This window comes from Pseudomonas peli, from assembly GCF_050563605.1.
GTDB lineage: Bacteria > Pseudomonadota > Gammaproteobacteria > Pseudomonadales > Pseudomonadaceae > Aquipseudomonas > Aquipseudomonas peli_A.
On record NZ_JBNXUH010000003.1, the window covers coordinates 204155 to 224015 of the forward strand.

The 19861-nt window shown below is 62.0% G+C and carries 16 protein-coding genes and 1 riboswitch; of the genes, 10 read left to right on the top strand and 6 right to left on the bottom strand.

Annotated features, from left to right (window positions below; all coding sequences use genetic code 11):
• Positions 1-67: 67 nt before the first annotated feature.
• Positions 68-982, bottom strand: a complete 915-nt coding sequence (locus ACQ4LH_RS05540) for a hypothetical protein (protein WP_430696295.1) — start codon at positions 980-982, stop codon at positions 68-70.
• Positions 983-1072: 90 nt separating this feature from the next.
• Between ACQ4LH_RS05540 and ligB the strand changes: the two genes are divergently transcribed.
• Both ligB and ACQ4LH_RS05550 read left to right on the top strand, forming a co-directional pair.
• On the top strand, positions 1073-2743 hold the full coding sequence (gene ligB, locus ACQ4LH_RS05545) for an NAD-dependent DNA ligase LigB (RefSeq protein WP_430696296.1): 1671 nt from the start codon (positions 1073-1075) through the stop codon (positions 2741-2743).
• 63 nt (positions 2744-2806) lie between these two features.
• Positions 2807-3196: a DUF1090 domain-containing protein gene (locus ACQ4LH_RS05550; RefSeq protein ID WP_430696297.1), complete on the top strand. Its 390-nt coding sequence runs from the start codon at positions 2807-2809 to the stop codon at positions 3194-3196.
• A gap of 5 nt (positions 3197-3201) precedes the next feature.
• Here the strand turns inward: ACQ4LH_RS05550 and ACQ4LH_RS05555 are convergent, their stop codons facing one another.
• The 4 genes from ACQ4LH_RS05555 to ACQ4LH_RS05570 all read right to left on the bottom strand — a co-directional run bounded on the left by ACQ4LH_RS05555 (position 3202) and on the right by ACQ4LH_RS05570 (position 7124).
• The gene (locus ACQ4LH_RS05555) at positions 3202-3651 is read right to left on the bottom strand and encodes a c-type cytochrome (protein WP_430696298.1); all 450 of its coding nucleotides are present in this window, start codon (positions 3649-3651) and stop codon (positions 3202-3204) included.
• A 121-nt stretch (positions 3652-3772) separates the two neighbouring features.
• Positions 3773-4159, bottom strand: coding sequence for an MAPEG family protein (locus ACQ4LH_RS05560; RefSeq protein WP_430696299.1), 387 nt, complete (start codon positions 4157-4159; stop codon positions 3773-3775).
• A gap of 98 nt (positions 4160-4257) precedes the next feature.
• Positions 4258-5541 carry a Zn-dependent hydrolase gene (locus ACQ4LH_RS05565; RefSeq protein ID WP_430696300.1) on the bottom strand — a complete coding sequence of 428 codons (1284 nt, stop codon included), beginning with the start codon at positions 5539-5541 and terminating at the stop codon, positions 4258-4260.
• Between the two features lie 95 nt (positions 5542-5636).
• Positions 5637-7124, bottom strand: coding sequence for an NCS1 family nucleobase:cation symporter-1 (locus tag ACQ4LH_RS05570; RefSeq protein ID WP_430696301.1), 1488 nt, complete (start codon positions 7122-7124; stop codon positions 5637-5639).
• A gap of 637 nt (positions 7125-7761) precedes the next feature.
• On the opposite strand from ACQ4LH_RS05570, the gene hydA reads away from it, so the two are divergent.
• The 3 genes from hydA to preA all read left to right on the top strand — a co-directional run bounded on the left by hydA (position 7762) and on the right by preA (position 11957).
• Positions 7762-9201, top strand: coding sequence for a dihydropyrimidinase (hydA, locus tag ACQ4LH_RS05575; RefSeq protein WP_430696302.1), 1440 nt, complete (start codon positions 7762-7764; stop codon positions 9199-9201).
• Positions 9202-9314: 113 nt separating this feature from the next.
• Positions 9315-10682, top strand: a complete 1368-nt coding sequence (locus ACQ4LH_RS05580) for an NAD(P)-dependent oxidoreductase (RefSeq protein WP_430696303.1) — start codon at positions 9315-9317, stop codon at positions 10680-10682.
• Positions 10683-11957 carry an NAD-dependent dihydropyrimidine dehydrogenase subunit PreA gene (preA, locus tag ACQ4LH_RS05585; protein WP_430696304.1) on the top strand — a complete coding sequence of 425 codons (1275 nt, stop codon included), beginning with the start codon at positions 10683-10685 and terminating at the stop codon, positions 11955-11957. It abuts the gene before it with no gap.
• A gap of 76 nt (positions 11958-12033) precedes the next feature.
• Here the strand turns inward: preA and ACQ4LH_RS05590 are convergent, their stop codons facing one another.
• Positions 12034-12654, bottom strand: a complete 621-nt coding sequence (locus ACQ4LH_RS05590; protein ID WP_430696305.1) for a TetR/AcrR family transcriptional regulator — start codon at positions 12652-12654, stop codon at positions 12034-12036.
• A gap of 141 nt (positions 12655-12795) precedes the next feature.
• A riboswitch (S-adenosyl-L-homocysteine riboswitch) is annotated at positions 12796-12946 on the top strand.
• 22 nt (positions 12947-12968) lie between these two features.
• On the opposite strand from ACQ4LH_RS05590, the gene ahcY reads away from it, so the two are divergent.
• From ahcY to ACQ4LH_RS05615, 5 genes are all read left to right on the top strand, one after another.
• Positions 12969-14363 carry an adenosylhomocysteinase gene (gene ahcY, locus ACQ4LH_RS05595; protein ID WP_430696306.1) on the top strand — a complete coding sequence of 465 codons (1395 nt, stop codon included), beginning with the start codon at positions 12969-12971 and terminating at the stop codon, positions 14361-14363.
• Positions 14364-14449: 86 nt separating this feature from the next.
• Complete coding sequence (metF, locus tag ACQ4LH_RS05600) at positions 14450-15295, top strand: methylenetetrahydrofolate reductase [NAD(P)H] (RefSeq protein ID WP_430696307.1); 846 nt, start codon at positions 14450-14452, stop codon at positions 15293-15295.
• A gap of 243 nt (positions 15296-15538) precedes the next feature.
• Positions 15539-16912: a nucleotide 5'-monophosphate nucleosidase PpnN gene (gene ppnN / locus ACQ4LH_RS05605; protein ID WP_430696308.1), complete on the top strand. Its 1374-nt coding sequence runs from the start codon at positions 15539-15541 to the stop codon at positions 16910-16912.
• A gap of 106 nt (positions 16913-17018) precedes the next feature.
• Positions 17019-17792 (top strand): substrate-binding periplasmic protein, encoded by a 774-nt coding sequence (locus tag ACQ4LH_RS05610; RefSeq protein WP_430696309.1) that lies wholly within the window; start codon positions 17019-17021, stop codon positions 17790-17792.
• Positions 17793-17945: 153 nt separating this feature from the next.
• Entirely contained in the window at positions 17946-19829 is a 1884-nt protein-coding gene (locus ACQ4LH_RS05615; protein WP_430696310.1) for a DEAD/DEAH box helicase, read from the top strand.
• Positions 19830-19861: the final 32 nt, after the last annotated feature.

Sequence of the window (19861 nt, forward strand, 5' to 3'; positions counted from 1 at the left end):
CCAACTCAGCTACAGAAAAAACCCGCTACGGCGGGTTTTTTATTGCCTCAGCTGGCTACTCATCACGCTAGGGCGTCGGCGTAAACCAATAGGCAGGCTTGTCGAAGGGATGATTGGAGGAGAGATGGGGGTTGGCAATCCTCAATGTGCGCCGGCGATCCAGGCCAAGCTGCTGGATGGTGCCGGCGTACTCTTCGGCGAACAGTCGATCCAGAATGCCGTCGGCCATCAGCGCGAGCATGCCTTCCTCGACACGCTGCGCGCGCAACCGACCCTCATCGGTGCGGGCAAACCAGAAGTACACCGGCAACGGGTAATACAGCAGCAACTCGCGCTCGATGGCCATCTGCGGGTACTTCCTGCGCCAATGCGCCAGCTCGCCGCTTACCTCGCTTACACCACGGCCGAAGGCATCGAAACGGCGCAGCATCAGCATATGGAACAAGCCTTCATAGCTGCTGCCGGTGACCACCGGTAATCCGGCCGCCTGATACACCGCCACATCGGACCACTCACGCTGTTGGCCAAAGCGCAGCTGGCGCAACTGCTCAAGCGACTGAATACCGGTAAAGCGCGGCTGGTCGGCGGCCTGAATCAGGAACACCCGGTAACCGAGCAGGCCCTTGTCGACCGGGATCTTTACCGGCAGCAAAGCCTCTTCCAGAGCCTGCGTGGCATCCAGCACCAGGGTATTGAGGCCAACCTGCGGGCGCTGCATCTCGACCACCTGCAACTTCTCGCTCATCGGCTGGCCGGGTTCAAGTCGATAATCGCCATATTTGCCGCGGGTAACCTCCAGCGCCGCACGCAATACACGCCAGTGATAGTCGTAGCGCTGGTCACCCTCGGTTTCCGGTGCGTTGTGGACAAAATGCCACTGCGGCGCCACATCCTCGGCCGCATACACCGCAGCAAACGGCGCAAGGCCTGCGGCAAGCAAACACAGGCAAACACGGCCCAACCGAGACAAACCCATTGGCATAACAGCCACCACCCCACACAAGTGCCAAAACTGACTCATTAAGCATAGCTGCTACGCTGAATAAACCGCTTCCGAGCAAGGACGCTCAGCATGAAAGCCGCTATCGCGCTTTTATTTATCGCCCTAACCCTCGACGCCTGGGCCGCCTGCCCGGACTGGCAGGCGCCACGCGCCGAGTTGGAAATTACCGCACTGAGCCAGCAACTGGCAGCATGGGACGACGCCTACCATCGCCAGGGCGAGTCGCCGGTGGCGGACGAACTCTATGATCAAGCCAGCGCCAACTTGCAGAACTGGCGTGCCTGCTTCCCCAAAGCGACAGTCACCCCTAACGATCCGCTGAGCACCAGTAACGGCCGCCATCACCACCCAACCGCCCATACCGGCCTGCGCAAACTGGCCGACAGCCATGCGGCAGGCGCCTGGATCGCCAGCCGCGAGGATTTGTGGATTCAGCCCAAGGTCGATGGTGTTGCCGTCAGCCTGATCTATCGCGACGGCCAGTTGCAGCAGCTGACCAGCCGTGGCGATGGCCGCAGCGGTCATGACTGGAGCAACCACGCGCGCCACCTGCCGGCGCTTCCCGCGCAGCTCCCTAAACCGCTCAGCCTGGTGCTGCAGGGCGAGTTGTACTGGCGTCTGCCGGCGCATATCCAGCATAAAGCCGGCGGACTCGGCGCACGCAGCAAGGTCGCCGGGCTGATGAACAGGCAGACGCTGACCACCGAGGAAGCCGCCGGTATCGGCCTGTTTGTCTGGGATTGGCCCGATGGCCCGGCACTGATGCCCCAGCGCCTGCAGCAGCTGGCGGAGTTGGGCTTTGCCGACAGCCAGCATTTCAGTCAGCCGATCCGAAACCTCGAACAAGCCGCCAATTGGCGCGAGCGCTGGTACAACAGCGCCCTGCCCTTCGCCACCGATGGCGTGGTGCTGCGCCAAGGGCAACGCCCGGAGGCGGCGCGCTGGCAAGCCGAACCGCCGCACTGGGCCGTGGCCTGGAAATACCCGGTGAGCCAGGCCTTGGCCGTGGTACAGGCGGTGGACTTTCGTATCGGCCGCAGCGGGCGCATTACCCCGGTGCTGCGCGTACAGCCGGTCAAGCTGGATGACAGGCGCATCGAATATGTCAGCGCCGGCTCGCTGCAACGCTGGCAAGCGCTGGATATTCGCCCAGGCGATCAGGTGGTAATCCGCCTCTCCGGCCTGACCATCCCCGCGCTGGACAGCGTGCTCTGGCGCACCCAGCAACGCGCCGCACTGCAAGTGCCTGACGCGGCGGCCTATCACCCTTTGAGCTGCTGGCGCGCCACCCCAGCCTGCGCCAGCCAGTTCCGCGCGCGCCTGGCCTGGCTTAGCAGCAAACAGGGCCTGGCCTTACCGGGCGTAGGACCCGGCACCTGGGAAAAACTGCTGCATGCGCAACGCCTGAACAGCCTGCTCGACTGGTTGCACCTCTCAAACGAGCAGCTCAGCAGCGTGCCAGGCCTCGGCCCACGCAGCTCAGCCGCACTGCAGCAGAGCTTCCGCCTGGCCCGCGAACGGCCTATGCAGGACTGGCTACGCGCCCTCGGCCTGCCGATCAATGGCAACCTGGCGCTGGACGCCGACTGGGACACACTGGCGCAACGCAGCGTGGCCGACTGGCAACGTCACGCCGGTATCGGCCCACAGCGGGCGGCGCAGTTACGGGCCTTCTTTCAACACCCGGAAGTACAGGCGCTGCGGCAACAACTACGTGCCGCGCAGATAGCCGGGTTTTGAGCAGAAATAAACTTTGCCCAACGCGAGCGGTCGACTGCACGCAACCCTCACCCAGGAGCCACCATGCACAAAACATTACTACTGGGCAGCCTGCTGCTGGCTGCCACACTGGCCACTGCCGCCACCACACAGCTCAGCCAACTCACCGGCTGCGCCGCCAAGCGCCAGGCCATCAGCGAGCAAATCGAGGCAGCCAAAAGCCACGGCAACAGCAGCCAGCAAGCCGGCCTGGAAAAAGCCCTGAAGGAAGTTGAAAACAGCTGCAACGATGCCAGCCTGCGCGCAGAACGTGAGGCCAAGGTGGTAGAAGCCGATGAGGAAGTGAGCGAGCGCGAAGGTGATCTCCGCGAAGCCCTGGCCGACGGTGATCAGGACGACATCAGCAAGCGCCAACTTAAACTAGAGGAAGCCCGCACAGAACTGCAGCAGGCCCGCGAAGAGCTAGGCAAGTAGCTCAATTAAAACGCGCGAAACTCTTCATGACAGGCCTTGCAGCTTTCCTCGACACGCTGCATCGGCGCGGCCAGCGCCTCTGGTGTTAGCGGTTGTGCGGCAGTGGCCGCAACCAGCGCTGCGGTGCTGGCTTCCATGGCCTGGGCCAGCTCCTGAAAACGCGCCTGACGCTGCCAGACGTCATCCTTGGCGCGACTTTCCTCACCCTCTTCGCGCACTTGCGGGAAGTGCTGCCAGGGCGTGCGGGTCAGTTGATCGAGTTTGGCCGCGCCATCGACAAATGCCTGTTCCTTGAACGCCAACCGCCCGCGCAGCATGCCGCCGAGATCCTCGCTGACCTTGAGCATCTGCTTGAAGATGGTCTGGCGCTGACCTTCCGGCGAATTAGGATCGACGCCGCCGCAGCCACTTACGGCCAGCGCCAGCACAACGAGGGACAGGGTTTTAAACTTCATAACACCTTCAGAGCCAACAACCGGTGAATAACGGGCGACAGTATCGCCACCCGCTACCCAGCGGCCAAGCGTGGTGTTTTGCCGCAGATGACAAAACCCGTGCCCACACTCGCCAGCCGGGTTAAGCCGAGACTACGAACAAGCTGACAATCAGCCCCATATTGACGAACCACACCAGCGAACGCACCGGTGCCCAGTCAGCCAGATAGCAGATGAAATAGAGGATGCGGCTGGCGACAAAGGCTATTGCCAGCTGGTCGATCAGCGACTGCTCGGCACCGCCAGCCAGGTGGGCGATGATCACCGCGGCGGAAAACGCCGGAGTGACTTCGAAGCTGTTGAGCTGGGCGTTATTGGCGCGCCGGCCGAGGCCGCTGAGGCCGTTCAAAAATGCCCGCGGATCATAGTTGTACTTGGGGCTGAAGCCACCGCTGACGGCCTTGGCCGTGACGGTGGACAGGTAAGGCAGAAACAACGCAATCAACACACACCAATAAGCAACAGTCATGGCAACTCCCTAGGTTTGGACAAACAAGCCGAAGCTTGGCGTGCAACCTTAGCTCGCGTCCATGACCGCCGCCGGCAATGCTGCGGCAATTCAGCCAATCATGCCGCCAGTTTGCCCTTGGCCAGCGCCACGGAGGCCGCAAGCATGGCGCGCAGCAATACCGCACAACCGGCAGCCAAGTCGGCTGGCGCCGCATTCTCGATCTCGTTGTGGCTGATACCGCCCTCGCACGGCACAAAAATCATCCCGGCCGGGCCAAGCTCGGCAAGAAAAATCGCGTCATGCCCGGCGCCGCTGACGATATCCATATGCGACAACCCCAACCCCACCGCCGCGCCACGCACCGCCTCGACACAGTCCTGATCGAAATACAGCGGCGGGAAATCCGCCGTCGGCGTCAGCTCGAAGCTCAGACCATGCTTGGCGCAGGTCGCCTCGATCACGCTACGCACCTCGGCAATCATCGAATCCAGCCGCGCCGGCTCCAGGTGACGGAAGTCCAAGGTCATGCGCACCTCGCCGGGAATCACATTGCGCGAACCGGGATAAGCCTGCAGGCAACCGACCGTGCCGCAAGCGTGCGGTTGATGCTCCAGCGCCACCCGATTGACCGCGGCGACGACGGCAGCGGCACCGACCAGGGCGTCCTTGCGCAGGTGCATCGGCGTTGGCCCGGCATGGGCCTCGACGCCTTTAAGATTCAGATCGAACCACTTCTGCCCGAGTGCGCCGAGCACAACACCGATGGTCTTGCCCTGATCCTCAAGGATTGGCCCCTGCTCGATATGCGCCTCGAAATAGGCACCTACCGCATGACCGGTTACCGCGCGAGTGCCGGCGTAGCCGATGGCGTTCAATGCCTCACCGACACTGACACCCTCGGCGTCGCGCTTGGCCAGGGTTTCTTCCAGGGTAAATTTCTCGGAAAATACCCCGGAACCCATCATGCAGGGGGCAAAGCGCGAGCCTTCCTCGTTGGTCCACACCACCACTTCCAGCGGCGCTTCGGTCTGGATGCCTAAATCATTCAGGGTACGCAACACCTCGACGCCGGCCAGCACGCCGAAGCAGCCGTCGAACTTGCCGCCGGTGGGCTGGGTGTCGATATGGCTGCCGGTCATCACCGGCGGCAGCGCGGCGTTACGCCCGGGGCGGCGGGCAAAGATATTGCCGACGCCATCTACCGTTACGGAGCAGCCGGCCTCCTCACACCAGCGCACGAACAGGTCGCGGGCCTGACGGTCGAGATCAGTCAGCGCCAGGCGGCAAACCCCGCCCTTGACGGTGGCCCCGAGCTGCGCCAGCTCCATCAGCGATTGCCAGAGGCGCTCGCTGTTGATATGCGGCTGGCTGGATTGCAGAACCTCGATGGCAGTTTTCATGGTGATCTCCTCGGGCCTTTCTAGTTTCTGTTACACGCCCTCGGCATCGGAGCGCGTCGCTGGATCGAATCGCGGGCATGGCCCGCTCCTACACCTTAAACCGGCGCCTTGGCCGCTACAGGCTGCGCGCTACGTAGGCTGCACAGCCCGAAGTAGATCAGCCCGCCCAGGAAGGAGCCGGTAAACCAGCCGTAGTCGTAGAACCAGCTGAAGGCGCTGCTGCCGAGCGACAGCAGGGTCAGCGCCACGGGTACGGCAAAGGCGACAAAGCCGATCCAGTTCCACGCCGGGTACACGTCGTCGCGGTACAGGCCGGCCAGGTCGAGGCGCTGTTTCTTGATCAGGAAATAGTCCACCACCATGATCCCGGCGATCGGCCCGAGCAGGCTGGAATAACCCAGCAGCCAGTTGGAATACACGCTTTCCAGGCTCAGGTCGGAGACCAGCAGGCCGAGCTTCTTCAGCAGCTCATGGCCCATCAGGCCGAGACCGATCAGGCCGGTGAGGATCACCGCCTTGGTGCGGTTGATCAGCTTGGGCGCGATGTTCTGGAAGTCGTTGGTGGGCGAGACGATATTCGCCGCGGTGTTGGTCGACAGCGTGGCAACGATGATCAGCGCCATTGCCAGGGCGACCCAGCCGGGGCTCTGGATATGACCGATCAGGCTGACCGGATCAGACACCGTTTCACCCACCAGGGAAGCCGACGCGGCGGTCATCACCACGCCAAGAGCGGCAAACAGGAACATGGTCAGCGGCAGGCCGAGCACCTGGCCGATGATTTGGTCCTTTTGGCTTTTCGCGTAACGGCTGAAGTCGGGGATGTTCAGCGACAAGGTTGCCCAGAAGCCGACCATGGCGGTCAGGCCGGCGAGAAAGTAACTGGTAACACTGGCGCCTTCGGGGCGATTGGCCGGCTGCGCCAGCAGTTCGCTCATCGACACATTGGGCAGCGCCCACACCAGCAGGCCGGCACCGACCAGCACCAGCAGCGGCGCAGAGAGGGTTTCCAGCCACTTGATCGACTCGGCGCCGCGCAGCACCACCCACAGGTTGAGCACCCAGAAGATCATAAAACCGATCACCTCACCGGTGCCGCCCAGGCTCTTCCAGCCCTCGAATATCGAACCGAGCAACAAGTGAATGGCCAGGCCGCCGAACATGGTCTGAATACCAAACCAGCCGCAAGCGACCACGGCGCGAATCAGGCAGGGTACGTTGGAGCCGATGACCCCAAATGACGAACGCAGCAATACCGGAAACGGGATGCCGTACTTGGTGCCGGGGAAGGCGTTCAGCGTCAGCGGAATCAGCACGATGATATTGGCCAGCAGAATCGCCAGCAGTGCCTCGCCGACAGACAAGCCAAAGTAGGCGGTCAGTACGCCGCCCAGGGTATAGGTCGGCACGCAGATCGACATGCCGACCCACAGCGCGGTGATATGCCACTTGTTCCAGGTGCGCTCATGCACCTTGGTCGGGGCGATGTCGTGGTTATAGCGCGGGCTGTCGAGTACGTCGGGGCCAGCGGCCAGTTCGTACAAGCCATCGCGTTCAGTCACTTGCGATCTGCTCTGTTGCATGGGCCTCTCCAGTCATTGTTCTGATTATTCGCTCACCGGGCTTAACCGCCGCCGGGCAGTGGTTGCGCTGCCAAACGGCCGTTCGCGATGGCCGGAGTACATTTCCATCTCAGGGCCGGCCAGCTTGGTAGCGACGGCTATCAATAAGCGTGCCGGGAACCTGTTCAGCTCATCTATCACGCGCAGTAAAAGCGGCTAATCACTTGTTTTATAAGACTTTCAATAAACCAAGCAGGTTTGCATCACCTGCTTTGCCGGGTCGTTCTCGATCCAGCGCGCAAGCCTGTCTACCTAGTCAGGATTCAAAGTGGTGCAGGCAAATATTTTTCCTGCCACCACCGCCTGTTCGTCGCCTGGTTCAAGCGCCTGATTTTGCATAGGAAATCTTGACCATATTTGGTTCTTGTCAAGTGCGTCAAAATGGTGAGCGGCTGCACCATTTTGCAGATTTTTATATTTTTATCTTATTAATCAGTAATTTATGCATTACAAAAGGCACTTAAAAATAATCTTGATCAATCACATAGCAGCGACTAGATTCAATTCCTGTCAGGCATGACAGGAATACAGACCCCTCGCCTGACAGGCCATAACACCAAGAACCGGCACGCACCGGTCAGCCTGAGAGGAATTCGCTATGTCGCTGTTGATCCGTGGCGCCACCCTGATCACCCATGAGGAAAGCTACCGCGCCGATGTGCTCTGCGCCGACGGCCTGATCCAGGCCATCGGCGACAACCTCGACGCCCCTGCGGGCTGTCAGGTGCTCGACGGCAGCGGCCAGTACCTGATGCCCGGAGGCATCGACCCGCACACACATATGCAATTGCCCTTTATGGGTACGGTAGCCAGCGAAGACTTCTTCAGCGGCACCGCCGCCGGTCTGGCTGGCGGCACCACTTCGATTATCGATTTCGTGATTCCCAACCCGCAGCAATCGCTGCTGGAAGCCTTCCACACTTGGCGCGGCTGGGCGGAAAAATCCGCCTCCGACTACGGTTTCCACGTCGCCATCACCTGGTGGAGCGAGCAGGTCGCCGCCGAAATGGGCGAGCTGGTGGCGAAGTTCGGGGTCAACAGCTTCAAGCATTTTATGGCCTACAAGAACGCCATCATGGCCGCCGACGACACCCTGGTGGCGAGCTTCGAGCGCTGCCTGGAACTGGGCGCGGTGCCCACCGTGCATGCGGAAAACGGCGAACTGGTCTATCACCTGCAGCAGAAACTGCTGGCCCAGGGCCTGACCGGGCCGGAAGCACATCCCCTGTCGCGGCCCTCGCAGGTTGAAGGCGAAGCCGCCAGCCGCGCCATTCGCATCGCCGAAACCCTCGGTACGCCGCTGTATCTGGTGCATGTCTCAACCAAAGAAGCCCTGGATGAAATCACCTACGCCCGCGCCAAGGGCCAGCCGGTGTACGGCGAGGTGCTGGCCGGCCATCTGCTGCTGGACGACAGCGTGTACCGCCACCCGGATTGGCAAACCGCCGCCGGTTATGTGATGAGCCCGCCGTTCCGTCCGCGCGGGCATCAGGAAGCGCTGTGGCGAGGCCTGCAATCGGGCAACCTGCACACCACCGCCACCGACCACTGCTGCTTCTGCGCCGAGCAGAAAGCCGCCGGGCGCGATGACTTCAGCAAGATCCCCAACGGCACGGCAGGGATTGAGGACCGTATGGCGGTGCTGTGGGATGAAGGGGTCAACAGCGGCAAGCTGTCGATCACCGACTTCGTCGCGCTGACCAGCACCAACACCGCGAAAATCTTCAACCTGTTCCCGCGCAAAGGCGCGCTGCGCGTCGGCGCCGATGCTGACCTGGTGCTCTGGGACCCACAGGGCACACGGACGATCTCAGCCAAGACGCATCACCAGCAGGTCGACTTCAACATCTTCGAAGGCAAGACCGTGCGCGGCGTGCCCAGCCACACCATCAGCGCCGGCAAGCTGGTCTGGGTCGATGGCGACCTGCGCGCGGAACGCGGCGCCGGCCGTTATATCGAGCGACCGGCCTACCCGGCGGTGTTCGACCTTCTCAATAAACGCGCCGAGCAGAACCGCCCGACTGCCGTCGAGCGCTAAGCCGCCAAACAGGCACCACTGATGTCTTCGCCACACCGGCCCGCAGAGGCCGGACGGTCGCTTATACGCTGTTAACTGCCCAATAAAAGCCACAAAACCGTGAGGCAATAACCGTGATAGACACCCTCAGCCATTTGCCGCGACCGGATGCCGGCGCCGCCGAACTGGCCGATCGCTTCAGCGATCTGGCCCCGCCGCTCACCGCTCGCCAGGCCGCCCTGGAAAGCGCGCGCTGCCTGTATTGCTACGATGCGCCCTGCGTAAACGCCTGCCCCAGCGAGATCGATATCCCCTCGTTTATTCGCAATATCAGCCATGAAAACGTTCAGGGCGCGGCGGAGAAAATTCTCTCGGCGAATATCCTTGGCGGCAGCTGCGCCCGCGTCTGCCCCACCGAAATTCTTTGCCAGCAAGCCTGCGTGCGTAACAACGCGCAGGAATGCGCGCCGGTGCTGATCGGCCTGTTGCAGCGCTACGCCATCGACAACGCGCAGTTCAGCGAGCATCCATTCCAGCGGGCCCCGGCCAGCGGCAAGCGCATCGCCGTGGTCGGCGCGGGGCCGGCCGGCTTGTCCTGCGCCCATCGCCTGGCCATGCACGGTCACGAGGTGGTGATTTTCGAGGCCCGCGAGAAAGCCGGTGGCCTTAATGAATACGGCATCGCCGCCTACAAGCTGGTGGATGATTTCGCCCAACGCGAAGTGGATTTTCTCCTGCAGATCGGCGGCATCGAGATCCGCCACGGCCACAAATTGGGCGACGACCTCAGCCTGAGCGAGCTGCACCAGCAGTTCGACGCGGTATTTCTCGGCATCGGCCTGGCCGCCAGCAAACGCCTCGGCCTGCCGGGCGAAGATGCGCCGGGCCTGCTCGCCGCCACCGATTACATCCGCGAACTGCGCCAAAGTGATGACCTGACACAATTGCCCGTGGCCGAGCGCTGCATCGTGCTCGGTGCCGGCAACACCGCCATCGACATGGCGGTGCAGATGAGCAAACTCGGCGCGCGCGACGTCAACCTGGTGTACCGCCGTGGCTTCGAGGAAATGGGTGCCACCGAGCACGAACAGGACATCGCCAAAGCCAATCAGGTACGCCTGCTGACCTGGGCGCAACCGGAAGCCGTGCTGCTCAACGAGCAAGGCCAGGTGCGCGGCATGCGCTTCGCCCGCACCCGCCTGGAAAATGGTCGTTTGCAGAGCACCGGGCAGACCTTCGAGCTGGCCGCCGACGCCATCTTTACCGCCATCGGCCAGGCCTTTGACGGCCAAGCCCTGGGCGACCCGCTGGCCCGCGAGCTGAAGCGTGAGGGCGAACGAATCTGGGTCGACGCCCAGCTGAAAACCAGCGTGCCCGGTGTGTATGCCGGCGGCGACTGCACCGCCCTGGGCCAGGACCTCACCGTACAAGCCGTACAGCACGGCAAGCTGGCCGCCGAGGCCATCCACTCTCATCTGATGCTCAATGTGGAGGCCGCATAAATGGCCGATCTATCCATCGAATTCGCCGGTATCAAGGCCCCCAACCCGTTCTGGCTGGCCAGCGCGCCGCCCACCGACAAAGCCTACAACGTGGTCCGCGCCTTCGAAGCCGGCTGGGGCGGCGTGGTGTGGAAGACCCTCGGCGAAGATCCGGCGGCGGTCAACGTATCGTCGCGCTACTCGGCGCATTTCGGCCCTAACCGCCAAGTGCAGGGCATCAACAATATCGAACTGATCACCGACCGCTCACTGGAGATCAATCTGCGCGAAATCACCCAGGTGAAGAAGGACTGGCCGGACCGCGCGCTGATCGTCTCGCTGATGGTGCCCTGCGTCGAGGAATCCTGGAAAGCCATCCTGCCGCTGGTAGAAGCCACCGGCTGCGACGGCATCGAACTGAACTTCGGCTGCCCCCACGGCATGCCCGAGCGCGGCATGGGCGCAGCGGTCGGTCAGGTGCCGGAATACGTGGAGATGGTCACCCGCTGGTGCAAGACCTACAGCTCGCTGCCAGTGATCGTCAAACTGACACCCAACATCACCGACGTGCGCCTGTCCGCCCGCGCCGCCCATCGCGGCGGTGCCGATGCGGTGTCGCTGATCAACACCATCAACTCGATCACCAGCGTCGACCTGGATCGCATGGTCGCCCACCCCATAGTCGGCACGCAGAGCACCCACGGCGGCTACTGCGGCTCGGCGGTCAAACCCATCGCCCTGAATATGGTCGCCGAGATCGCCCGCGACCCGGAAACCCGTGGTCTGCCGATCTGCGGCATCGGTGGTATCGGCAGCTGGCGCGATGCGGCGGAATTCGTGGCGTTGGGCTGCGGTGCGGTGCAGGTGTGCACGGCGGCCATGCTGCATGGCTTTCGCATCGTTGAAGAGATGAAGGACGGCCTGTCGCGCTGGATGGACAGTCAGGGCCATACCAGCCTGCAGGATTTCTCAGGCAAAGCAGTGGGCAATACCACCGACTGGAAGTACCTGGATATCAACTACCAAGTGATCGCCAAGATCGACCAGGACGCCTGCATCGGTTGCGGCCGCTGCCATATCGCCTGCGAAGACACCTCGCACCAGGCCATCGCCAGCCTGACCCAGGCCGACGGCACGCATAAGTACGAGGTAATCGACGAAGAGTGCGTGGGCTGCAACCTGTGCCAGATCACTTGCCCGGTGGAGAACTGCATTGAAATGGTGCCCCAGGACACCGGCAAACCCTTCCTCGACTGGAACCACGACCCGCGCAATCCGTATCGCGTGGCCAGTTAAACCGCTGATCGCGGGCATAGTCCACTCCTACAGACGAAACACGTAGGAGCGGGCTATGCCCGCGAAAACCAACCGGTTATGGCTCCAACCCAATCCCACGCAAGATCACACTGGTCACCGTCTGCACCGCGCGCTCGAACTGCAGTTCGGAGAGCGCCTGGTGATCGTTAAGCACACTCACCTGATGGCTGAAATCGGCGTAGTGCTGGGTCGAGGCCCAGATCATATACAGCAAGGCAGACGGTTCGACGGCCAGGATGCGTTTGTCGTCGACCCATTGGCGGATCTTCGCTTCCTTCATCTTGGCCCAACTGTAGAGGCTGTCATCCAGGGTTTCGCCAAGCATCGGCGCACCGTGGATGATCTCGTTGGCCCAGACCTTGGAGCCATGCGGGCGGCTGCGCGAGTGGTTCATCTTGGCGCGGATATAGGTACTCAGTACCACGCGCGGATCGTCATACATCTCGAAGCACAGCGCGTCCTGCTTCCACACTTCCAGCAGGTCCAGCAGCACCGCGCGGTACAGCTCGTCCTTGGTGCTGAAGTAATAGTGCAGGTTGGAACGCGGCAGCTCGGCCTGCTCGGCGATATCGCCCATGGCGGTGCCGCCATGGCCTTTTTCGGCGAACACCTTTTCCGCGGCCAGGAGAATTTTCTCGACGTTGCGGCGGCGAATCTCGATTTTGTGATTGCCCATGACAGGTCCATGACTACGCAATGCAGCAAGGCTACCATCCGCGCCGAGGCGGGGCGACGGAAAGCCTTTGGCTAAATCCCCAGCATGGCTATAATCACCCCCGCTTCACGCAACCGGCACAGCTCCGGTTGCTCCCGCCACCTGTCCGAGGGGCGCTGCAGCATGCGGTAAGTTTGTTTTGAATCCCCAAGCCTCGCATTCCAGCAATGCAATCAGGCGGATTCAAATCAAACTTCCGCCTGTCAGGCTCGGATGGGGCGTTAACCATACGCATCAACGGCGCCCATTCGCAGACAACGAATGGAGAGCTTTTTATGAGCGCCGCTTTTAACGATTTCAAAGTCGCCGACATTTCCCTGGCTGCCTGGGGCCGTCGCGAAACCATCATCGCCGAATCCGAAATGCCAGCCCTGATGGGCCTGCGCCGCAAATACGCCAGTGAGCAGCCGCTGAAAGGCGCGAAGATCATCGGCTGCATCCACATGACCATCCAGACTGCCGTGCTGATCGAAACCCTGACTGCACTGGGCGCCGAAGTACGCTGGTCGTCGTGCAACATCTTCTCGACTCAGGACCAGGCCGCTGCCGCCATCGCAGCCGCCGGTATCCCGGTCTTCGCCTGGAAGGGCGAGACCGAAGAAGAGTACGAGTGGTGCATCGAGCAAACCATCCTGAAAGATGGCCAGCCGTGGGATGCCAACATGATCCTCGACGACGGCGGCGACCTGACCGAGATCCTGCACAAGAAATACCCGCAGATGCTCGAGCGCATCCACGGCGTCACCGAAGAAACCACCACCGGCGTACACCGCCTGCTGGACATGCTGGCCAAGGGCGAGCTGAAAATCCCGGCGATCAACGTCAACGACTCGGTGACCAAGAGCAAGAACGACAACAAGTACGGCTGCCGTCACAGCCTGAGCGACGCCATCAAGCGCGGCACCGACCATTTGCTGTCCGGCAAGCAAGCACTGGTGATCGGCTACGGCGACGTGGGCAAGGGCTCAGCGCAGTCGCTGCGTCAGGAAGGCATGATCGTCAAGGTCACCGAAGTTGACCCGATCTGCGCCATGCAAGCCTGCATGGACGGCTACGAAGTGGTTTCACCGTTCAAGGACGGCATCAATGACGGCACCGCCGCCAGCATCGACGCACAGCTGCTGGGCAAGATCGACCTGATCGTCACCACCACCGGTAACGTCAACGTCTGCGACGCCAACATGCTCAAGGCCCTGAAGAAGCGCGCCGTGGTCTGCAACATCGGTCACTTCGACAACGAAATCGACACCGCTTTCATGCGCAAGAACTGGGCGTGGGAAGAAGTGAAGCCACAGGTGCACAAGATCCACCGCACCGGCGCTGGCAGCTTCGATCCGCACAACGATGACTACCTGATCCTGTTGGCCGAAGGCCGTCTGGTTAACCTGGGCAACGCCACTGGCCACCCAAGCCGGATCATGGACGGCTCGTTCGCCAACCAGGTGCTGGCGCAGATCTTCCTGTTCGGCCAGAAGTACGCCGACCTGTCGCCAGCCCAGAAAGCCGAGCGTCTGACCGTGGAAGTGCTGCCGAAGAAGCTCGACGAAGAAGTGGCCCTGGAAATGGTCAAAGGCTTCGGCGGCGTCGTCACCCAGCTGACCAAGACTCAGGCCGACTACATCGGCGTGACCGTCGAAGGCCCGTTCAAGCCGCACGCTTACCGCTATTGATGCGTAGGGTGGGTTGGCCGCGCGGCCGACCCATCGAGAACCCTGGTGGGTTAGCCTGCGGCTGACCCACCCTACGGAATGTCCTTATGTCTCAAGAACGCCGTTACAGCTTCGAGTTCTTCCCCACCAAGACCGACGCCGGGCACGAAAAACTGATGAATGTGGCGCGCCAACTGGCAACCTACAACCCCGATTTCTTCTCCTGCACCTACGGTGCCGGTGGCTCCACCCGCGACCGCACGCTGAACACCGTGCTGCAACTCGATGGCGAGATCAAGGTCCCGGCTGCGCCGCACCTGTCCTGCGTCGGTGACAGCAAGGCCGAGCTGCGCGAGCTGCTGACCCTGTACAAGAATGCCGGGATCAAGCGCATTGTCGCCCTGCGCGGCGATCTGCCTTCCGGTATGGGCATGGCCAGCGGCGAACTGCGTTACGCCAACGAGCTGGTCAGCTTTATCCGCGAAGAAACTGGCGACCATTTCCATATCGAAGTGGCCGCCTACCCGGAAATGCACCCGCAGGCACGCAACTTCGAAGACGACATCGCCAACTTCGTGCGCAAGGCCAAAGCCGGCGCCGACAGTGCAATCACCCAGTACTTCTTCAACGCCGACTGCTACTTCTACTTCGTCGAGCGCGTGCGCAAACTGGGTGTGGATATTCCGGTGGTGCCGGGCATCATGCCGATCACCAACTACAGCAAGCTGGCGCGCTTCTCCGACGCCTGCGGTGCGGAAATCCCACGCTGGGTGCGCAAGCAACTGGAAGCTTACGGCGACGATACCGACAGCATCCAGGCGTATGGCGAGCAGGTCATCACTGAAATGTGCGAGCGCCTGCTGCAAGGCGGCGCGCCGGGTTTGCACTTCTACAGCATGAACCAGGCCGAACCGAGCCTGGCGATCTGGAACAACCTCAAGCTGCCACGCTAACGCTTCACGGCAGCCACATCGGCACCCGCGCCCTGCGGGTGCCGATGGTTTTCCCGGCCATGCGCTATGGCCCACCTGGCCAGACACTGCAGCCTTTTCACCACTCGCCCGGCAAACCACGGTAGCCTTTTGCAACGCACTACCGGGTCAACCCATAGTCCAAAGTACTCAGTCACGACCATACTTTCAGCAAGCGTCTAGCCATGTAGGGCTTACGCGGTATCACAACCATGGAGCGCCGCAATGGCCGCACGAAAAAAGACCAACGCCTCAGTCACCCCCAAAGGCAGCCTGGAAACCCTCTCGCAACGTGAAGTGCAGCAGCTGCGCGAAACCGGTTCCGGCAGTGTCTATGCACTGTTCCGCCAGTGCGCCCTGGCGATCCTCAACACCGGCTCGCACAGCGACAACGCCAAGACCATTCTGGAAGCCTACCCGGACTTCGAGATCCGCATCCTGCAGCAGGATCGCGGCATTCGCCTGGAACTGTTCAACGCCCCGGCCGACGCCTTTGTCGATGGTGAAATGATCGCCAGCACCCGTGAGATGCTGTTCAGCGCCCTGCGCGACATCGTCTACACGCAGAGCGAGCTGGAGAACAAGCGGGTCGACTTCGGCAGCTCCCAAGGCATCACCGATTACGTCTTCCACCTGCTGCGCAACGCCCACACCCTGCGCGCCGGCGTCGAACCGAAGATCGTAGTGTGCTGGGGCGGCCACTCGATCAGCACCGAAGAATACAAATACACCAAGAAAGTCGGCCACGAACTGGGCCTGCGCGGCCTGGACATCTGCACCGGCTGCGGCCCTGGCGTAATGAAGGGCCCGATGAAGGGCGCGACCATTTCCCACGCCAAACAGCGCAACGTGCACGGCCGCTACCTGGGCCTGACCGAGCCGGGGATCATCGCCGCCGAAGCGCCCAACCCGATCGTCAATGAGCTGGTGATCCTGCCGGATATCGAGAAGCGCCTAGAGGCCTTCGTCCGCGTCGGCCACGGCATCATCATCTTCCCCGGCGGCGCGGGCACGGCTGAGGAGCTGCTGTATTTCCTCGGCATCCTGATGCACCCGGACAACCAGAACATCCCCTTCCCGCTGATCATGACCGGGCCACGCAGCGCCGCCGCCTACCTCGAGCAGCTGCATGAGTTTATCGGCGCGACCCTGGGTGAAGCGGCGCAGCAGCGCTACAGCATCATAATCAACGACCCCGAGCAGGTCGCCCGGGAAATGGCCGAAGGAATCAAGGCGGTCAAACAGTTCCGCCGCGAACATAACGACGCCTTCCACTTCAACTGGCTGCTGAAGATCGACGAAAGCTTCCAGCACCCGTTCGAGCCGACCCACGCCAACATGGCCAGCCTCAAGCTGACGCGCCAGCAACCGGTGCATGAACTGGCGGCTCACCTGCGCCGGGCGTTTTCCGGGATTGTCTCGGGCAACGTCAAGGACAAGGGCATCCGCCTGATCGAGCAATACGGCCCTTACGAGATCACTGGCGACCGCGACATCATGCAGCAACTCGACCAATTGCTGCAGGCCTTCGTCGACCAGCACCGGATGAAACTACCGGGCAACAGCGCCTATGTGCCCTGCTACAAGCTGACCAGCTGAGCCGTTAATAGAAAAAATTTGTATGAACCATGAGCGGCCGACCTGCGCAGATAGCAGCTACATTGAGACAGGGTATTTGCAATGAAGTCTGCGAGGTCACCGCACCATGGCCAGGTTGTATGCACTGCTTTTCCTGTTGTCTTGCACCTTCAACAGTTACGCCCAGCCCCTGAAAGTCTGCACAAATGAGTGGCCTCCCTACACCCTCCTCGAAGACGGCCAAGTGCGCGGTATTGATGCCGATCTACTGCATCTAGTGCTGACGAACCTGAATATCAGTTACGACATTACGCTGGAGCCGTGGCGACGCTGCTTGCGCAAGATGGGCGACGGCAAGCTGGATATTCTGCTGGATGCCTTCTACAGCGACGAACGTGCCAAGAGCATGATTTTCCCCAGTGAAGCCATGGCCGAGAGCGCGATGGTGCTTTTCCACGCACAAGCTCGGCCGCACCTTATCAACTCGGTAGAGGATCTTGCAGGCTTACGGGTTGGCACTGAACCCGGCTACGCCTACAGCAATCAAGCCTTCGCCAGCGGCACTCATTTTACCCGTGAAGATGCCCCGACTCTGGACGCTAACATCGGCAAACTTCTGTTGGGGCGCATTGACCTGGTCATTACAGATCGGGCAGTCGGCCTGTACACCGCCAAGACAATGGGCGCCGAAGATGCCATCGCTTACAGCCCGAAACCGCTGTACAGCGACCGCGTGTACGCCGCCTTCAGCAAACGGCCTGCAGTTGCAGCACTGGTGCCGCGCTTCGAGAGCGAACTGCGGCGCCTCAAAAGCAGCCCCGAGTACGCAGCAATACTGCGGCGCTATCACCAAAAAGTACCGGCTCAGACCGCCGAGCAGACCGACGCTCGCGCTAACTAGCGGCTCTGTTATACTCGGGCCTTCCCGCCAGGCTTGCGCCCGGATGCTAGCCCCCAGAGGCCAGTAGTACCGGACGGGATTACGCCCCCCAAGCGTGATTCAAGCCAGGCAATACACCCCATAGGGCTGCGCCCTCACTAGACAGGATTACACATGTCCTTTGCTTCCCTCGGTCTCTCCGAGGCATTAGTCCGTGCGGTCGAATCCGCCGGCTACACCCAACCCACTCCGGTGCAACAGCGGGCCATCCCCGCCGCGTTGCAAGGTCGCGACCTGATGGTGGCGGCCCAGACGGGTACAGGTAAGACGGGCGGTTTTGCCCTGCCGATCCTCGAGCGATTGTTCCCCAACGGTCACCCGGATCGCGAACAGCGTCACGGCCCGAAACAACCGCGCGTCCTGGTATTGACCCCGACCCGCGAACTGGCCGCCCAGGTGCATGACAGCTTCAAGCTGTATGCCCGCGATTTGAAATTCGTCAGCGCCTGCATCTTTGGCGGCGTTGGCATGAACCCACAGGTCCAGGCCCTGGCCAAAGGCGTCGATGTACTGGTGGCCTGCCCCGGTCGCCTGCTCGACCTGGCCAACCAGCGCGCCATTGACCTGTCGCACGTGGAAATCCTCGTCCTCGACGAAGCCGACCGCATGCTCGACATGGGCTTTATCCATGACGTGAAGAAGGTCCTCGCCAAGCTTCCGGCTAAACGCCAGAACCTGCTGTTCTCGGCGACCTTCTCGAAAGACATCACTGATCTCGCCGGCAAGCTGCTGCACAACCCGGAACGCATCGAAGTCACGCCGCCGAACACCACGGTCGAGCGCATCGAACAGCGTGTATTCCGCGTTCAGGCCAGCCACAAGCGCGCCCTGCTCGCCCACCTGATCACCGCTGGCGCCTGGGAACAGGTATTGGTGTTCACCCGTACCAAGCACGGCGCCAACCGCCTGGCCGAATACCTCGACAAGCACAACCTGCCGGCTGTAGCGATCCACGGTAACAAGAGCCAGAACGCCCGCACCAAAGCCCTGGCTGACTTCAAGGCCGGCAATGTGCGCATCCTGGTGGCCACCGATATCGCCGCCCGCGGTCTGGATATCGACCAGCTGCCGCACGTGGTCAACTTCGAACTGCCGAATATCGAAGAAGATTACGTGCACCGCATCGGCCGTACTGGCCGTGCTGGTCGTAGCGGTGAAGCAATTTCCCTGGTTGCCCCGGATGAAGAGAAGCTGCTCAAGGGCATCGAGCGCATGACCAAGCAGAAGATCGGCGACGGTGATCTGCTCGGTTTTGATGCCAGCACCGTCGAGGCCGAGCGCCCGGAAGTACGTGAGCCGCAGAAGCCACGTCAACCGCGCGGCGCCAAACCAGAAGGCGAACGCCATGGCGGCGGGCGCAAGGACAAAGGCAAGGACAGCGGCAAGGAACACAGCCGCGCAGCCAAGCCGCAGGGCGGCCGCAACCAACAGCCGCGCAACTCGTCCTCGGGGCGCGCTGCCGCGCCGGCCGTGCCCGCACTCCCTCCGGACCGCGCGCCGGATGAGTTCCGCGACGATGAAATCGATAATTTCGGCAACCGTGCCGACTATGTAAGCCCGAACCAGAACAAGCAGCAGAACCGTGGCCGTCGGCCCGGTACGCCTGCAGCGCCAAGCGGCCCGAGCGCCAGCAATGGCGTCGGTCTGGGTGCTCGTCCAGCCAAGCCGCCGCGCAGCAATGGCGGCGGTGCAAATGCTGGCGCGGGCGCACAAGGTCGCCGTCAGGGCTCAGGCTCTGGTGGCCAGGGCGGTCAGGGCCGTAATGGCTCCGGCCGTGCACGTCCGCCGCGTGACACCCGCACCACATCGCTGAACCGCGATGAGTTGCCACGCCAGGAAGCGGCGGTTAAAAGCCCGCGCGACAAGCAACCGGTAATCGTGCACAAGGGCTCGCGCCTGGACCGCTTCCCGACACCGGAGCAGCTCGACGAATTGGCGAGCGCACGTCCGCGCGGTGAAAAGCCGGCCCTGCTGACGCGCAACCGCGAAGAGTCATAGTCAGCTAGCCGCACACAAAAACGCCGCCCATT

Bases quoted from the DNA above. Each gene is read 5' to 3' on its own strand.
- ACQ4LH_RS05540 (WP_430696295.1), bottom strand. From the start codon at position 982: ATGCCAATGGGTTTGTCTCGGTTGGGCCGTGTTTGCCTGTGTTTGCTT.
- ligB (WP_430696296.1), top strand. From the start codon at position 1,073: ATGAAAGCCGCTATCGCGCTTTTATTTATCGCCCTAACCCTCGACGCC.
- ACQ4LH_RS05550 (WP_430696297.1), top strand. From the start codon at position 2,807: ATGCACAAAACATTACTACTGGGCAGCCTGCTGCTGGCTGCCACACTG.
- ACQ4LH_RS05555 (WP_430696298.1), bottom strand. From the start codon at position 3,651: ATGAAGTTTAAAACCCTGTCCCTCGTTGTGCTGGCGCTGGCCGTAAGT.
- ACQ4LH_RS05560 (WP_430696299.1), bottom strand. From the start codon at position 4,159: ATGACTGTTGCTTATTGGTGTGTGTTGATTGCGTTGTTTCTGCCTTAC.
- ACQ4LH_RS05565 (WP_430696300.1), bottom strand. From the start codon at position 5,541: ATGAAAACTGCCATCGAGGTTCTGCAATCCAGCCAGCCGCATATCAAC.
- ACQ4LH_RS05570 (WP_430696301.1), bottom strand. From the start codon at position 7,124: ATGCAACAGAGCAGATCGCAAGTGACTGAACGCGATGGCTTGTACGAA.
- hydA (WP_430696302.1), top strand. From the start codon at position 7,762: ATGTCGCTGTTGATCCGTGGCGCCACCCTGATCACCCATGAGGAAAGC.
- preA (WP_430696304.1), top strand. From the start codon at position 10,683: ATGGCCGATCTATCCATCGAATTCGCCGGTATCAAGGCCCCCAACCCG.
- ACQ4LH_RS05590 (WP_430696305.1), bottom strand. From the start codon at position 12,654: ATGGGCAATCACAAAATCGAGATTCGCCGCCGCAACGTCGAGAAAATT.
- ahcY (WP_430696306.1), top strand. From the start codon at position 12,969: ATGAGCGCCGCTTTTAACGATTTCAAAGTCGCCGACATTTCCCTGGCT.
- metF (WP_430696307.1), top strand. From the start codon at position 14,450: ATGTCTCAAGAACGCCGTTACAGCTTCGAGTTCTTCCCCACCAAGACC.
- ppnN (WP_430696308.1), top strand. From the start codon at position 15,539: ATGGCCGCACGAAAAAAGACCAACGCCTCAGTCACCCCCAAAGGCAGC.
- ACQ4LH_RS05610 (WP_430696309.1), top strand. From the start codon at position 17,019: ATGGCCAGGTTGTATGCACTGCTTTTCCTGTTGTCTTGCACCTTCAAC.
- ACQ4LH_RS05615 (WP_430696310.1), top strand. From the start codon at position 17,946: ATGTCCTTTGCTTCCCTCGGTCTCTCCGAGGCATTAGTCCGTGCGGTC.